The sequence below is a fragment of the Paenibacillus macerans genome, from assembly GCF_050565405.1.
GTDB lineage: Bacteria > Bacillota > Bacilli > Paenibacillales > Paenibacillaceae > Fontibacillus > Fontibacillus macerans_B.
Genome location: NZ_JBNYYG010000003.1, coordinates 210,134 through 226,589 on the forward strand (window position 1 = coordinate 210,134; position 16,456 = coordinate 226,589).

Consider the following 16,456-nt stretch of genomic DNA (forward strand, 5'->3'; position numbering starts at 1 on the left):
GGAGGGGAATAAGGAGGATGGAACAAAAAAACTGGCACCAGTGGAGTAGTGAAGCGCTTCTGGAACGCTTCGGCGTCACGCGTGAGCAGGGCCTGACCGACGAAGAAGCGGAGCGAAGACGCGAGGAGTCCGGCTGGAACGAGCTGCAGGAAGGGGAGCGGATATCGCCGATCCTGCTGTTTTTGAATCAGTTCAAGGATTTTATGATGCTGGTGCTGATGGGCGCTACGCTAATTTCCGGTTTTCTGGGCGAATATTTGGATGCGGTCACGATCATCGCGATCGTGATTCTGAACGGGGTCCTCGGGTTCATCCAGGAATTCCGGGCGGAACGTTCCCTGCGCGCCCTTAAGCAACTGTCCGCGCCGCATGCCAACGTGCTTAGGCAAGGGGCCGTCAAGCATGTTCCGGCCAGGGACCTCGTACCGGGGGATATCGTCGTGCTGGAGAGCGGCGACCGTATTCCGGCCGATATTCGCTGGCTGTCCACCAACAGTTTGGACGTCGAAGAATCGGCGTTAACCGGCGAGTCGCATCCGGTCGGCAAACATGCAGGCGTTCTGAACGAAGGCGTCGTGCCGCTGGGCGACCAGAAGAACATCGGGTTCATGGGCACGATGATTACGCGCGGGACGGGCCGGGGGATCGTCATCCGCACGGGCATGGATACCGAAATGGGGAAAATCGCCGACCTCATCCAAAACACCGAAGTGCAGGAAACGCCGCTGCAGCGCCGCTTGGAACAGCTCGGCAAAATCCTGATTTATATGGCGCTCGGCTTGACCGTGGTCGTGGTGCTGCTGGGGATTCTCCAGGGGCAGCCGGCCAGCAGCATGTTTTTTGCCGGGGTCAGCTTGGCGGTCGCCGCGATTCCGGAAGGCCTGCCGGCGATCGTCACGATTGCCCTGGCGCTCGGCGTGCAGCGCATGATCAAACGCAAGGCGATCGTCCGCAAGCTGCCGTCGGTCGAGACGCTGGGCTGCGCTTCGGTCATCTGCTCGGATAAAACCGGCACGCTGACGCAGAACAAAATGACCGTCACCCGTTTATGGCTGGAAGGACGGGCTTTGCAGGTCACGGGCGAGGGTTATGAACCGGTGGGCAACATCATGGACCAACAAGGGCCCGTCGATCTGCGCAAGGACCAAAGCTTGCGCCGCCTGCTGCAGATCAGCGCCTTGTGCAGCAACGCCGTCATTTATGATGACGATCCGGAAAAACGCGGACGGCGCAAGACGAAAGAGGAAACCGTGGCCGGTCCCGTGTGGAAACTGAAGGGCGATCCGACCGAAGGCGCGCTGGTGACGCTGGCCTCGAAGATGGGCTTATCCCCCGCTTCGTTAAGCGGCATGTACGTACGCGAACAGGAATTTCCTTTCGACTCCAAACGCAAGGCGATGTCCGTCGTCGTATCCCACCAAGGTGGAAAGATGGCCCTGGTGAAGGGGGCGCCGGATATGCTGCTGGAGCGCTGCACGTATATTTTATGGGAAGGCAAAGTGGTGCCGTTTACCGGTACGTTAAGACAGAGGGTCCAAGCGGCCAACGAGCAGATGGCCCGCAGCGCGCTGCGCGTGCTGGGCATGGCCTACCGCGACCTCAAGCCGCATGAAAACGCGGAGCATGAAGAAGGCGTGGAAGCGCAGTTGATCTTCGTCGGATTGGCCGGGATGATCGATCCGCCGCGCCGCGAAGCGCGGGACGCGATTACCGTATGCCGCCGGGCGGGCATCAAAACGGTGATGATCACCGGCGACCACGGGCTGACCGCCGAAGCGATCGCCACGGATCTCGGCATCCTGCCGCGGGGCGGCTCCTCCATGTCGGGGCAGCAACTGGAGGCGCTTAGCGATGAGGAGCTGGAAAAGCAGGTCGAAAACATCTACGTTTATTCCCGGGTTTCTCCGGAGCATAAGCTGCGGATCATCAAGGCGCTGCAGCGGAACGGGCATGTCGTGGCGATGACCGGCGACGGCGTCAACGACGCGCCGGCGATCAAGGCGGCCGACATCGGCATCGCCATGGGGATAACGGGCACGGACGTGTCCAAAGAAGCCTCCTCGCTTATCCTGAGCGACGACAACTTCACGTCGATCGTGGCGGCGATCGAGGAAGGGCGCAACATTTACGAGAACATCCGCAAGTTTATCCGCTATTTGCTGGCGTCCAACGTCGGGGAGATTTTGACCATGTTCTTCGCCATGCTGGCCGGCTTGCCGCTGCCGCTGCTGCCGATCCAGATTTTGTGGGTCAATCTCGTGACGGACGGCCTGCCGGCGATGGCGCTAGGCGTCGATCAGCCGGAGAAAGACTTGATGGAGCATAAGCCGCGCGGCGCGAACGAGAATATTTTCGCCCGGCGGCTGGGCTGGAAGATCATCAGCCGCGGCGTGTTGATCGGTTTGTGCACGCTGGGCGCGTTCTGGCTGACGCTGCAATCCGCGCCGGATGATCCGGCCCAGCTGGTCAAAGCGCAATCGGTCGCATTCGCCACGCTGGTCATGGCGCAGCTGATCCACGTCTTCGACTGCCGCAGTTCCCGGTCGATTTTCCACCGCAATATTTTGCAGAACAAGTATCTGGTGGCCGCGGTTTTGTCATCGATCGTGCTGCTGCTCGGGGTGATGTACATCGAGCCGCTGCAGCCGATATTCAAGACCGTTCCGCTCGGCACGCGCGAATGGGCGATCACGCTGGTGGCCGCAGGCATTCCGACGTTCCTGATGGGGGCCGGCAGCGTCTGGTCGGGCAAACGCCGCCGGACGGGCGGACCGCGTCCGCTCGTCACCGCGAAAAGTACAAATATTCGTGCATAAAATCAATAGCTTTTCGGCCCGGCAAACTATAGACTAACCCCATAGGCAAGCCTATATAAGAGGTAGTTCAAAAAGTCATCTTTTGATCACGATGCAGGTCATGATGTGGATTCGACATCGAATCTTGAATTCAGCCGGGCCTTCCGTTGCTCACGTAGCTCCAACTACGCTGCGCTACTCAGTCCCTAGCGCTTCATCCAACCTTCTCAGTGCTGAAAACCTGTCTTTTTGAACACACATTTATAAGGGGGCGTTTCCGCCCCCTTGACATAGACTGAGGATGCGGGAGTGGGGTTAACATGGATTTTACGAAAATGCATGGGCTGGGCAATGATTTTCTGGTGTTTTATGGTGAAAAGGAGCTGCCGGAGAACGTTTCCGAGCTGGCGATCCGCTGGTGCGACCGGTATTTCGGCGTAGGCGGGGACGGACTGGTGTTCATCCTGCCGTCGGAGCAGGCCGATTTCAAAATGCGCATCATCAACTCGGACGGCACGGAGGCCGAGCAATGCGGCAATGCCATTCGCTGCGTGTCCAAATACGTGTACGATAACGGGTTGGTCGATAAAGAGAACGTGACGATCGAAACGCTGGGCGCGGGCGTACAGCAGGTCTCCTTGCAGGTGGAGGACGGCATCGTGCGGACGGTCCGGGTCGATATGGGCGAGCCGATCCTGGACGGTCTGGCGGTGCCGACCACGTTGTCCGGCAATCCGGTGCTGAATCAACCGATCGATGCCGGCGGCAGGGAGTTCGCATTTACCGCCGTCTCGATGGGCAACCCGCACTGCGTCATTTACGTCGACGACGCGCCGAATTTCGATTTGACGACGTGGGGGCCCAAGCTGGAGGTGCATCCGTATTTCCCGCGCAAAATCAACGTCGAGTTTGCTACCGTTACTCGCCGGGACCGGGTGGAAATGCGGGTGTGGGAACGCGGAGCGGGACCGACGCTCGCCTGCGGCACGGGCGCTTGCGCCACGCTGGTCTCCTCCGTGCTGAACGGGATGACGGACCGCGCGGCCTGGATCGGCCTGAAGGGCGGAGACCTGTTCATCGAATGGGATGAGCGGGACAATCACGTGTACATGACCGGGCCGGCGGCCGCGGTGTATAAAGGAAGCGTGGAAATCTAATTTGCCAGGAAGCAGCGAAAGCCGGGGAACCCGTGGTTTGGGGGCCCCGGCTTTATTTGCATCTAGGGCGGGGCGAGATACCTTATCAATCAGAGCGATTTATGGTACATTAATACGATAATAGTTTGCACCGGATATACACGGGGCGGAAGACATTACAGGCAGTCAGGGGGGCATAAGCATGAAACCGGATTTGCGTACTACTTGGGAGCAAGAAATCATCGTCGGCGACGGAGCCATGGGCACGTATCTGTATCATTTGGGTTTTCCGGTCGGCATCTCTTACGAAGAATTCAATTTGCTGCGCCCGGACGTGATCGGTGACATCCACCGCCGGTACATCGAGGCCGGGGCCCGGCTGATCGAGACCAACACGTTTTCGGCGAATTACTATAAATTGTCCAAATTCGGCCTCGAGGCGAAGGTGGAGGAGATTAACCGGGCTGCCGTGCGGATTGCGCGGGAAGCGGCGGGGAGCGAGGCGTTCGTCGCCGGCGCGGTCGGCTCGATCCGCGGCGGGAAGCGGGTGAACGTGACCGCTGCGGAGCTGAGCGACTATTTCGAGCGGCAGATTGCCGCGCTATTGGCCGAAGACGTCGATGCGCTGCTGTTCGAGACGTTTTACGATCTGGAGGAGATGCGGATCGCCTTGCAGCGGGCCCGCAAGCTGAGCGGCGTTCCGGTGATCTGCCAGTTCGCCGTCGATCAGGTCGGGCGCACGCTCGACGGGTTTACGGTGCCGGAAGCGTTCGGGGTGCTTCGTCAGGAAGGCGCCGACGTGCTTGGCTTTAACTGTCATTCCGGTCCTAAAGGGATCATGAGCGTGATGGCCAGCCTGAACGGTCCGCTGGACGTTCCGATGTCCGTGTTCCCGAACGCAGGTTTGGCGGACTATGTGGATGGGGAATATGTATATGGGGCTACCCCGGAGTATTTCGGCGAATGCGCCAAATCGTTTGCCGATTTGGGGGCAAGGCTGATCGGCGGCTGCTGCGGCACGACGCCGGAGCACATCGCGGCGACGGCCCAAGCGCTGCACGGGTACGCCGTGCCGCCGCTGTCCCGGGAGCGGAAGCTGCCGGAACCGCGGCCGTCCGTGACCGTGGCGGCGGGGCAGAACGAGAGAACGGACGCGCCGGAAGGCGGGGCCGAAGCGGATCGCTCCTCCGGCGGCCGCGGCCAGGCCCGCCCGAGCTTGACCGAACTGGCGAAGGAGCGCCATACGGTCATCGTTGAGCTTGATCCGCCGCGCGACCTCGATATCGGCAAGTTCATGGAAGGCGCGGCCGCTTTGAAAGAGGCGGGCGTCGACGCACTGACGCTGGCGGATAATTCGCTCGCCGTGACGCGGATGAGCAATATGGCGCTGGGGCATCTTGTGCAGTCGGAGCTGGGATTGCGCCCGCTCGTGCACATCGCCTGCCGGGACCGGAACCTGATCGGGACGCAATCGCACATGATGGGGTTCGATGCGCTGGGAATCGACCACGTGCTGGCGGTGACGGGGGACCCGGCCCGTTTCGGGGATCTGCCGGGAGCGAGCTCGGTCTACGATTTGACTTCGTTCGAAATCATTCGCATGATCAAGCAGTTGAACGACGGGGTGTCTTTTTCCGGAAAACCGCTGAAGCAAAAGGCCAAATTCGTCGTCGGCGCGGCATTCAACCCCAATGTGAAGCATTTGCACAAGGCGGTGGAGCGGCTGGAGAAGAAAATCGCCTCCGGGGCCGATTACATCATGACCCAACCGGTGTACGACCCGGAGCTGATCGTGGCGGTCAAGCGGGCGACGGCGCATCTGGACATTCCGATCTTTATCGGCATCATGCCGCTCGCCAGCGGCAAAAACGCCGAGTATTTGCACAACGAGGTGCCGGGAATCCAACTGTCCGAGGAGGTTCGCAAGCGGATGGAAGGACTTCAAGGCGCCGAGGGCCGGGCCATGGGCGTGGAGATCGCCAAGGAGCTGCTGGATACGGCGATGGAGCATTTTAACGGGATATACCTGATGACGCCGTTTATGTTTTACGAAATGAATGTCGCATTATTGAATTATGTCCGGGAGAAGTCGAAACGGGGCTCGGCCCACTTGTCTCGCTCCACATAATCAATTACAATAGGGTAACGGATGTGATGCCTTTGTCGCACAGTATGACAGGATACGGTAGTGCCGTCAGGTCTTATGGCGGTTATATCATGCAATTTGAAATGAAGTCCGTCAATCACCGGTATGCCGAGATCGTTCTGCGGATGCCGCGGGAATGGACGTGCTATGAAGACGGGCTAAGGCGTCTGGTTCAGCGTCATATCAAACGGGGACGCATCGATGTCTTTATCAGTAAAGAACGCGACGAATCCAGCGCCCTGCCGTTGGTATTGAACCGCCCCGTAGCGGAATCGTATCTGCGGGCTGCCGAGGAGCTTGGCAAGCGATATGGCTTGGACGCCAATATCACTGCCATGGATTTGCTTTCCCTGCCGGACGCAATGACGGCTCCCGAGCTATTGTCGCCGGTCACCGGCGCGGAGCCCGAATGGGAGCAGGTGTTAACGGAAGGGTTGGAAGAAGCGGTGATCGGGCTGCTGGGCATGCGGGAGCGCGAAGGCCAGCATTTGGTCTCCGATCTAAATCAGCGATTAACCCGGCTGGAGGCGATTCACGGCGAACTGGTCCGTTTGGCGCCGGAGGTCGTGAACGAGTACAGAAGCCGGCTAAAAGGGCGGCTTGCCGAACTGCTTGAGGGAAGTTATGACGAGCAGAGATTTGCGATGGAAGTGGCGGTGTTTGCCGACCGCTCCAATATCGACGAAGAGCTGATTCGGCTAAAGAGTCACTTCGAGCAGTGCCGCAGTCTGCTGCAAGCCTTTGAACCGGTGGGCCGCAAGCTGGATTTTCTTATACAGGAAATGAACCGGGAAACCAATACGATTGGATCTAAAGCAAATCATTTGGCTCTAGTCAACCTGGTCGTCGAGATGAAGGCGGAATTGGAGAAGATTCGTGAGCAAGCGGCGAATCTTGAATGAAAGCCGGGACTTTTGACGTTGGGTGAGTCAAGCAAATTAGGGGGAACTACCTGAACATGGCAATCAAACTTATTAACATCGGCTTCGGAAATATCGTATCGGCCAACCGAATCATTTCGATCGTCAGCCCCGAATCCGCGCCGATCAAGCGGATCATCCAAGAGGCAAGGGACCGTCATATGCTGATCGATGCTACATACGGGCGACGGACGCGCGCCGTGATCATCACGGACAGCGACCATGTTATTTTGTCGGCGGTGCAACCGGAGACAGTCGCTCATCGTCTGTCCACCAAAGATGAAGACAACGACGAATAAAATGGAGAGAGATATGTCAAAAGGGTTACTTATCGTTTTATCGGGACCGTCGGGCGTCGGCAAAGGAACGGTGTGCACCGAGCTGCGCAAGCGGATGCCGGAGCTGGTCTATTCCGTCTCCGCCACGACGCGGCAGCCTCGTTTGGGAGAAGAGAACGGCGTCAACTATTTTTTCAAAAGCCGCGAACAGTTTCTCGAGATGATCGAAAAGGATCAACTCTTGGAATACGCGGAATACGTCGGCAATTTTTACGGCACTCCCCGCGACTTCGTCGAAGAGACGCTTGCCGGCGGGCGTGATATCATTTTGGAAATCGAGGTTCAGGGCGCCCTGAAGGTCAAGGACAAATTTCCCGAAGGCGTGTTCGTGTTCCTGCTTCCGCCGTCGCTGGATGAGCTGAAGGGCCGGATTCAAGGCCGGGGCACGGAGAATCAGGCGACGATCGATCATCGCATGACCGTGGCGGCACACGAGATCGGACTGATGGAAAATTATGATTATGCCGTCGTCAATGACGAGATCGATTTAGCTTGCAAAAGAATACAATCCATTATCATCGCCGAACACTGCAAAATCAGAAAAGAGTGTCAGAATTGATTGAGCGATGATTCTAATAAGAAGAGGTGTTACTGAATGCTGTATCCATCGATTGACAAGATGCTCGGCAAGGTCGGCAGTAAATATTCCCTGGTCGTAGCCGCCTCCCGGCGCGCCAGACAGCTGCGCGAAGGCGACAAGAGCGAACTGAAGCAGCCAAGATCGCATAAGCAGGTCGGCGTAGCCTTGGAAGAGATCTACGGCGATTACATCAAGCTTAAGCAAGGCGGGGAACCGGCCCCGGAGAACGATAAAGACAAATAATTTTTTTGGCCTCCGGGCTTCTTATTCTGACAACCGCGAGGTTGTTATTTTTTTCTGTTTGGGGAAAGCGAGGGGTAGCGATGTTATCCGGAAAAAAGATTCTATTAGGCGTTACCGGCGGCATAGCCGCATTTAAGGCGGCGTCCTTGTGCAGCAAGCTGGTAAAGGAGGGGGCGGAGGTTCGCGTCATCATGACGCAGTCCGCCACGAAATTCATTACCGAGTTGACGTTGCAGGCGTTATCGAAAAATTTCGTGTATACCGACACCTTTGACGAGAAGCATCCCGAGTCGATCGCGCACATCAATCTGGCCGATTGGGCCGATCTGGTGCTGGTTGCGCCGGCAACGGCGAACATCATCGGCAAAATGGCGGCGGGAATCGCCGATGACATGCTGTCAACGACGTTGCTGGCAACGCAGGCGCCGATTATGGTGGCTCCGGCCATGAACGTGCATATGTATGATCACCCGGCCGTTACACGGAATTTGGCCGATCTGGCGGCGCGCGGCGTCATGATGATTGAGCCCGGCGAAGGCTTGCTGGCGTGCGGATATACGGGGAAAGGCCGGATGGAGGAGCCGGAGACGATCGTCGCGGTCGTTAACGATTATTATGCGCGGCAAGCCCGATTGGCGGAGAAACCATTGGCCGGCAAGAGAGTCGTTGTAACCGCCGGCGGCACCGTGGAGCGGATCGACCCCGTGCGATATATTACCAACGATTCTTCGGGGAAAATGGGTTTTGCCGTCGCCAGAGCGGCGAGGCAGCTGGGGGCCGAGGTGACGCTGATCGCCGGCAACACGCAGGTTCAGCCCCCTTCGGGCATTCCCGTCACCCGCGTAGCTTCGGCTCAGGACATGTACGAGGCGGTGCTGGCGGTATGGGCCGACACCGACATCATGGTGAAGGCGGCGGCCGTCGCGGACTACCGCCCGAAGGAGACCGCACCGCAAAAAATCAAGAAAACCGGGGATTCCCTCGTCTTGGAACTGGTGAAAAACATCGATATCCTCGAAACGCTGGGCCGCCGGAAAACATCCCAGTTTCTGATCGGTTTCGCCGCCGAAACGGAGAATCTGGAGCAGCACGCGATGGATAAGCTGAAGCGCAAAAACTGCGATCTGCTCGTCGCCAATGACGTTACGGCGCAGGGGGCGGGCTTTGGCTCGGAAACCAACGTCGTCAACATTTACGATGCGTCCGGACGGGTTCAGTCGCTGCCGCAGCTGGCCAAGGAGGAAGTGGCCTTGCGGATCATGGAGCTGGCCGCGTCGCGTTTGGCGGGAACGAACCGATGACATACCGAATGGCCAAAGTAATCGTGGATGTGCCGAGCCGGGAGACCGATCGGCCTTTTGATTATTTGATCCCTGAATCGCTGGCCGGCTGGATCGAAGTCGGAAGCCGGGTCGGCGTTCCGTTCGGGCGCCGTACGGTTCAGGGATTTGTCGTTTCTTTGCATGAGCGGCCGGAAATGGAGACGTCGCGGATGAAGCCGGTTCAGGAGCTGCTCGATATGCTGCCGCCCCTGCCGCCGGACTTGGTCGAGCTGGCGGAATGGATGAGCCGCAAGTATGCCTGCAGCATGATTTCGGCGCTGCAGGCGATGATCCCGGCAGCGCTGAAGGGCAAGGCGGAGCGTTATATCCAGGCTGCGCAGTCCGGTGAAGAAGAAGCTGCCGTTGGCGGAGCGGCGTTGCCGTCTGGAGGCGGGGAATGGCCGGGGAGCGGTGACGGCCTGTTTGCGCTGACGGGACTGCTTACGCCGGAAGAAGAGGAGATCGTGGGTTATATTCGCGCTTCCGGCACGGTTACAATGACTCATCTCGGCGTTAAATATCCGGAAGCCGCCGGGCTGATCAAAGATTTGCTCAGCCGGGGCGTGTTGACGGAAAGCCAGGCGATCAAGGACAAGATCCGCAAGAAGACGGTGAAAAGCGTCGAGGCCGCGGTCAGCGGCCAAGCGGCGCAGGATGCGCTCGCTTCCTTCGGCCCGCAAGCCCGCCGGCAAAAGGAAGTGCTGCAGTTCCTGCTTGAGGTCGGCGCGCCGCTTCCGCTGCAGGAGGTATTAACCACGCTTCAGGTCACGGCGGGAACGGTGAAGAAGCTGGCGGAGAAGGGGTATGCCCTCATCGAGGACGTGGAAGTGTTCCGCGATCCTTATCAGGACCGGCGCTTTCGAAGCAGCGAGCCGCTGGTGCGGACGCCGGAGCAGGAGGTCGTGTACCGCCGGCTGACGGAGTCGCTGGACGCGGGGCGGCATGAGGTGTTTTTGCTGCACGGGGTAACCGGAAGCGGTAAAACCGAGGTTTATTTGCAGACGATTGAACGCTGCATCGCCTCGGGACGGCAGGCGATCGTGCTGGTGCCGGAGATTTCGCTGACTCCGCAGATGGTCGAGCGTTTCAAGGGGCGTTTTGGCGGCAAGGTCGCGGTGATGCACAGCCGCCTATCCACCGGCGAGCGCTACGACGAATGGCGCAAAATTCGCGAAGGCCGCGTCGAGGTGGCGATCGGCGCCCGATCGGCGATCTTTGCCCCCTTCCATCGGTTGGGGCTGATCGTCATGGATGAGGAGCACGAGACCTCCTACAAGCAGGAGGAGACGCCCAAATACCACGCGCGCGACGTCGCTGTCCGGCGGGCTCGCCAGCACGGGGCGGCCGTGATTTTAGGCTCGGCCACGCCGTCGCTCGAGAGCTACCACGCCTCGCGTTCGGCGGGCGGGGATCAAGGAGAATTCGCGCCGGTGCTGCTGGAAATGAAGCAGCGTCCGTCCGGCAGCCGGTTGCCCGGGGTTCAGATCGTCGATATGCGGGAAGAACTGAAGGAAGGCAACCGCTCGATGTTCAGCCGCGGGCTGCATCAAGGGATTGCCGCCCGGCTGGAACGCGGGGAGCAGACGGTGTTGTTCCTGAACCGGCGCGGATACTCGACGTTCGTGATGTGCCGGACTTGCGGTTACGTGGCCGGGTGTCCGGACTGCGACATTTCGCTGACTTATCATCAGAAGTCGAACAATTTGCGCTGCCATTACTGCGGTTATGCCGAGGCGGCGCCGGCGGTATGCCCGGAATGCGGCAGCGAGCATATCCGCTATTTCGGGACGGGCACGCAGCGGGTGGAAGGCGAACTGGCCAAGCTGTTTCCGGGCATCCGCGTCATTCGCATGGATGTGGATACGACGAGCGAGAAAGGCTCCCACGAGAAGCTGCTTCAGGCCTTCCGCGAGAAGAAAGGCGACGTGCTGCTGGGCACGCAAATGGTCGCCAAGGGCTTGGATTTCCCCGACGTGACCTTGGTTGGCGTCATCGCCGCGGATACGGCGCTGAATTTTCCCGATTTCCGTTCGGCGGAGAAGACGTTCCAACTGCTGACGCAGGTGGCCGGAAGGGCGGGCCGGCATCAATTGCCGGGGGAAGTGTTCATTCAATCGTACATGCCGGAGCATTACTCGATTATTCATGCGAGCGGCCATGATTATTTTTCCTTTGTGCGCGAGGAATTGAAGCACCGGAAGGCGCTGCATTACCCGCCATACAGCAAGCTGGTTCTGATTACGCTCTCGCATGAGAAGCTGCCGCTGCTGCTGCGGATGGCGGAGAACTTCGCCGGGGATTTGCGGGCCAAGGCCCAGCGCCAAGGCTGGTTTGGCAGCCTGGACCGGTTCGCGCCGGCGGCGCTCGACATTCTCGGGCCGGTGGCTTCGCCGATTCCGCGGATCAAGAACCGTTACCGGTTCCAATGCATGGTGAAATACCGCGGCGACCTGGATGCGGTTGCGCTGGTCCGGGAGACGGCTGCCGCGACCCTCGACCAATTGCGCGACGCCACGCTGCAGATCAGCATCGACGTCGACCCGCAAATGCTGATGTAGCAGCAGGTCAATAATCAAAACAGGATATCGCGACATATATTTTTGATAAATAGGCTAAGCTGGATATTCATATTAAACGGATGCAAGACGGGAAGGGGAGTGCCATGATGGCAATTCGCATTATTGTTCATGAACCCGATGAGGTGCTGCACCAAGTAGCGAAGGAAGTTAGAAAAATTACGCCAAACGTGCAAAAGCTGCTTTCCGATATGGCGGATACGATGTACGACGCGGAGGGAGTGGGGCTTGCCGCGCCGCAGGTCGGCATTCTGAAACGGCTTATCGTGGTCGACGTGGGCGACGAGAACGGGCTGATCGAGCTGATCAATCCGGAGATCGTATCCACGGAAGGCGAGCAGTTCGGACCGGAAGGTTGCCTTAGCATTCCCGGATACCGCGGGGATGTCCGCCGGGCGATGACGGTGACGGTCAAGGGACTGGACCGAAACGGAAAAGAAGTGTCGTACACGGGCTCCGAGCTGCTGGCGAGAGCTTTTCAGCACGAAATCGATCATTTGAACGGCGTTCTCTATACGGATGTCGCGGAAAGAGTGTACGAAATAACCCCTGAGGGTGAAGAGAAGGAGTGACCTCGCTCGATGAATATCGTATTTATGGGAACGCCGGCGTTTGCGGTGCCTTCGCTGGAGGCTTTGCTGAGCGAAGGCTATAACGTGGTGGGCGTCGTGACCCAGCCGGATCGTCCGCAAGGGCGGAAGAAAGTGCTGACGCCGACGCCGGTGAAGGAGGCTGCTTTGCGGCACGGGCTTCCCGTCTTGCAGCCGGCGCGGATGCGTGCTCCGGAAGCGGTGGCGGAAGTGGCGGCGCTGCGCCCCGATTTGATCGTGACCGCGGCGTATGGCCAAATCCTGCCGAAAGGCGTGCTTGAGATGCCGCAGTACGGCTGTTTGAACGTGCACGGCTCGCTGCTGCCGAAATACCGCGGCGGCGCGCCGATTCAGCGGGCGATCATTAACGGCGAGAAAGAAACCGGCATTACCTTGATGTACATGGCCGAGGGTCTCGATACCGGCGACATGATCGCCAAGTCGGTCGTTCCGATCGAGGATGAGGATACGTCAGGCACGTTGTTCGAGAAGCTGAGCGAAGCCGGGGCGAAGCTGCTGCTTACGCAGCTTCCGCTGATCCTGGCCGGCACGGCGGCACGGATTCCGCAGAACGATGCGGAATCGACGTATGCCTCCAATCTGAAGCGCGAGGACGAGCGCATCGATTGGTCGGCCGGCTCGCGGTCGATTTATGACCGCGTGCGGGGGCTGGTGCCGTTCGCCGGCGGCTTTACGACCTGGAACGGCGAAGTGTTCAAGATCTGGGCGGTCGCGAAGCCTTTGGAGGGCGGGGCCGCCGCGAACGCGGACGGAGGCGCGTCCGGACAAGCGCCGGGGACGGTGCTTGATCTTTCGCCGCAAGGCATCGAGGTGAAGACCGGAGACGGCTCCGTGCGGCTGACCCGGGTTCAGCCGGCCGGGAAAAAGGCGATGGAGGCCGAGGAATTCATCCGCGGCGGCGTGATGAAGAAAGGAACGGTCCTGTCATGAACCGCGGCGGAAGCGGTCAAGGCGGACAAGGACCCGGGGGAACGGCGCGTGCCGGAGGAAAAAGCGATGGGGGACGCCAAGGCCATAAGCCGGCGGCATCATCTCCGCAGGGGGGCGGTCGCGGCCCGGCAAAACCGTCGGCGCGGAATGTGGCGCTGCAGGTATTGACCGCCGTCGAGCAGGAAGGCGCCTACAGCAACCTCCTGCTGAACGGGGCGCTGCAGAAATCGGGCCTGTCCGGGCCGGATGCGGGGCTGGCCACCGAGCTGGTGTACGGGACGATCCAGCGGCTTAACACGATCGACTATTTTTTGGAACCGTTCGTGACAAAGGGGTTGGCCAAGCTGGCTCCCTGGGTTCGCAATTTGCTGCGGCTGAGCTTCTACCAGCTGTATTACCTCGACCGGATTCCTCCGCACGCGGTCGTCAACGAGGCGGTGAACATCGCCAAAAAGCGGGGCCACCAAGGAATTTCCGGCATGGTAAACGGCGTGCTCCGCAGCGTGCTGCGCCGCAAGGAGGAGCTGCATTTGCCGGAGAATCTGGAGCCGGTAACGCGGATCGCTCTCGAGCACTCGCATCCGGAGTGGCTGGTATCACGCTGGATCGGGCAATACGGCGAAGCTTCGGCCGAGGCGATGTGCCGGGCCAACAACGAGCCGCCTTCGGTCAGCGTCCGGGTGAACCGGGCGAAGACAAGCCGCGGGGAGGTGCTGCGGCTGATGGAGACGCAGGGCCTGGAGGCGTCGGCTTCGCCAATCTCTCCCGACGGCATCGTCGTACATAGCGGCGGGAATATGGCGCTTACTCCTTGGTACCGGGAAGGGCTTATTTCCGTGCAGGATGAAAGTTCGATGCTGGTGGGCGAAGCCGTCGACCCGCAGCCGGGAATGTCCGTGCTGGACTGCTGCGCGGCGCCCGGAGGGAAAACATGCCATATCGCCGAGATCATGGGCGGAAGCGGGCAGGTGGTTGCCAATGACATCCATCCGCATAAGGCCAAGCTGATCGAGGATCACGCCGACCGGTTGGGATTGGGTAAGGTTGTCAGCACCATGACGGGGGATGCGCTAAAGTTGAACGAGCGTCTTCCCGCCTCCTTCGACCGGATTTTGCTGGACGCTCCATGCTCGGGACTTGGCGTCATTCGTCGCAAGCCGGATTTGAAGTGGGCGAAAACCCCAGGCGACGTGGCGGAAATCGCCGGCGTGCAGCGGGTGCTTCTGGATGCGGTCAGCGGGCTGTTGAAGCCCGGCGGGTTGCTTGTATACAGTACCTGCACGGTCGAGCCGAGCGAAAATGCCGAAATGGTCGCCGGGTTCTTGAGCCGCCATCCGGAGTTCGAGCCGGCGGAGGATGAGCCGGCCAGGGGACCTTTGGCCGGAACCGCGGGAAGATCGGCCATCGGCCTGCAAATTTTGCCGCAGGATGCCCATTCCGACGGTTTTTTCATCGCCCGTTTGCGTAAGAAGGCCGCGGACGCATAAACGTTTGGAGGAGGTCAAGCGACCGCCGTTACGACGGCGGGCTTGGCCTTTTTGGCGCGTATGGCAGTGGCTGCAAGTCGCGGCAACAGTCGAGAAATGGCCATAAGAGGCACTAGCTTCCCGCGGCGGAGAGCGGTGCGGTTTATCGTCCTGCCTCCAAATTATGGCCCTTGGATGTGGCGGGTTACCGTACGGTTTACCGGCGTAGGATATCAAAAACACGCCTTGATCCGCACAGGCTTTAGTAGTATGGCGATTTATGATAAAATGGGAAGAATGAGTTGGCATGATTCGAAATAAAAATTAGGACAGGTGTGTGAACATGAAACCTTTTATATATGACTATACGTTGGAAGAGTTGCAGGATTGGGCCGTCCGGCAGGGAGAACCGGCCTTCCGCGGCGGGCAAATCTTCGACTGGCTGTACGCGAAGCGCGCCTCCTCTTTCGAGGAGATGACCAACCTGTCCAAGGCGATGCGGCAGAAGCTGGACGAGCAATTCGCGTTCGTCACCTTGCATGAGATCACGAAGCTGGAATCGAAGGACGGAACGGTGAAGTTCCTGTTCGGGCTGCACGACGATCACGCGATCGAAACGGTCATCATGAAGCATAACTACGGGAACAGCATCTGCGTGACGACCCAGGTCGGCTGCAAAGTGGGCTGTACGTTCTGCGCCTCGACGCTCGGCGGCCTGAAGCGCAATCTGACGCCCGGCGAAATCGTCGCCCAAGTCGTGCAGGCGCAGAAAATCCTCGATCCCCGCGGCGAACGCGTCAGCAGCATCGTCATCATGGGGACCGGGGAGCCCTTCGAAAACTACGAGGCCACGATGAAATTTTTGCGCATTATGATCCATGAGAAGGGCTTGAACATCGGGCAACGGCATATTACTGTATCAACGAGCGGGATTGTCCCGAACATTTACCGCTTTGCCGACGAGAACACGCAAATCAATCTGGCGATTTCGATCCATGCGCCGAACGATGCGCTGCGTTCCAAGCTCATGCCGGTCAACCGCCGCTTCCCGTTTGACGACGTAATGGAGTCGCTGCGGTATTACATCGCCAAAACCGGCCGCCGGATTACGTTCGAGTATGCCTTGATCGGCGGCGTCAACGACCAGCCGGAGCATGCGGAGGAACTGGCCGGCGTCTTGAAGGATATGCTTTGCCATGTCAATTTGATTCCGGTAAACTATGTGCCGGAGCGAAAGTACGTAAGAACGTCGCGAAACGATATTTTTCAATTTCAGCGCATTTTGGCGGATAAAGGCGTCAACGTGACGATTCGACGGGAGCAAGGCCATGATATTGCCGCTGCCTGCGGTCAACTGCGGGCGAAGCACATGGAGTCTGGTGCGAGGTGAGCG

General features: G+C 59.3%; 13 protein-coding genes. All 13 read left to right on the forward strand.

Annotated elements, in window-relative coordinates; genetic code table 11:
• Positions 1-17: 17 nt before the first annotated feature.
• The 13 genes from ACQ4N8_RS04465 (at position 18) to rlmN (ending at position 16,453) form a co-directional block, all read left to right on the forward strand.
• Positions 18-2,816 (forward strand): calcium-translocating P-type ATPase, SERCA-type, encoded by a 2,799-nt coding sequence (locus ACQ4N8_RS04465; protein WP_430703140.1) that lies wholly within the window; start codon positions 18-20, stop codon positions 2,814-2,816.
• A gap of 299 nt (positions 2,817-3,115) precedes the next feature.
• The gene (gene dapF / locus ACQ4N8_RS04470; RefSeq protein WP_430703141.1) at positions 3,116-3,952 is read left to right on the forward strand and encodes a diaminopimelate epimerase; all 837 of its coding nucleotides are present in this window, start codon (positions 3,116-3,118) and stop codon (positions 3,950-3,952) included.
• A gap of 181 nt (positions 3,953-4,133) precedes the next feature.
• Positions 4,134-6,059 (forward strand): bifunctional homocysteine S-methyltransferase/methylenetetrahydrofolate reductase, encoded by a 1,926-nt coding sequence (locus ACQ4N8_RS04475; RefSeq protein WP_430703142.1) that lies wholly within the window; start codon positions 4,134-4,136, stop codon positions 6,057-6,059.
• Positions 6,060-6,091: 32 nt separating this feature from the next.
• Positions 6,092-6,979: a YicC/YloC family endoribonuclease gene (locus ACQ4N8_RS04480; protein WP_430703143.1), complete on the forward strand. Its 888-nt coding sequence runs from the start codon at positions 6,092-6,094 to the stop codon at positions 6,977-6,979.
• Between the two features lie 56 nt (positions 6,980-7,035).
• Positions 7,036-7,296, forward strand: a complete 261-nt coding sequence (gene remA, locus ACQ4N8_RS04485; RefSeq protein ID WP_018751582.1) for an extracellular matrix/biofilm regulator RemA — start codon at positions 7,036-7,038, stop codon at positions 7,294-7,296.
• Positions 7,297-7,309: 13 nt separating this feature from the next.
• Positions 7,310-7,894: a guanylate kinase gene (gmk, locus tag ACQ4N8_RS04490; RefSeq protein WP_430703144.1), complete on the forward strand. Its 585-nt coding sequence runs from the start codon at positions 7,310-7,312 to the stop codon at positions 7,892-7,894.
• A 36-nt stretch (positions 7,895-7,930) separates the two neighbouring features.
• On the forward strand, positions 7,931-8,158 hold the full coding sequence (gene rpoZ, locus ACQ4N8_RS04495; protein WP_430703145.1) for a DNA-directed RNA polymerase subunit omega: 228 nt from the start codon (positions 7,931-7,933) through the stop codon (positions 8,156-8,158).
• 80 nt (positions 8,159-8,238) lie between these two features.
• Positions 8,239-9,459: a bifunctional phosphopantothenoylcysteine decarboxylase/phosphopantothenate--cysteine ligase CoaBC gene (gene coaBC, locus ACQ4N8_RS04500; RefSeq protein ID WP_430703146.1), complete on the forward strand. Its 1,221-nt coding sequence runs from the start codon at positions 8,239-8,241 to the stop codon at positions 9,457-9,459.
• Positions 9,456-12,038 (forward strand): primosomal protein N', encoded by a 2,583-nt coding sequence (gene priA / locus ACQ4N8_RS04505; protein ID WP_430703147.1) that lies wholly within the window; start codon positions 9,456-9,458, stop codon positions 12,036-12,038. Before coaBC ends, priA begins: the two co-directional genes overlap by 4 nt.
• Positions 12,039-12,145: 107 nt before the next feature.
• Complete coding sequence (gene def, locus ACQ4N8_RS04510) at positions 12,146-12,628, forward strand: peptide deformylase (protein ID WP_430703148.1); 483 nt, start codon at positions 12,146-12,148, stop codon at positions 12,626-12,628.
• A gap of 9 nt (positions 12,629-12,637) precedes the next feature.
• Positions 12,638-13,597: a methionyl-tRNA formyltransferase gene (gene fmt / locus ACQ4N8_RS04515; RefSeq protein WP_430703149.1), complete on the forward strand. Its 960-nt coding sequence runs from the start codon at positions 12,638-12,640 to the stop codon at positions 13,595-13,597.
• On the forward strand, positions 13,594-15,084 hold the full coding sequence (gene rsmB, locus ACQ4N8_RS04520) for a 16S rRNA (cytosine(967)-C(5))-methyltransferase RsmB (RefSeq protein WP_430703150.1): 1,491 nt from the start codon (positions 13,594-13,596) through the stop codon (positions 15,082-15,084). Before fmt ends, rsmB begins: the two co-directional genes overlap by 4 nt.
• Positions 15,085-15,406: 322 nt before the next feature.
• The gene (gene rlmN / locus ACQ4N8_RS04525) at positions 15,407-16,453 is read left to right on the forward strand and encodes a 23S rRNA (adenine(2503)-C(2))-methyltransferase RlmN (protein ID WP_430703151.1); all 1,047 of its coding nucleotides are present in this window, start codon (positions 15,407-15,409) and stop codon (positions 16,451-16,453) included.
• Positions 16,454-16,456: the final 3 nt, after the last annotated feature.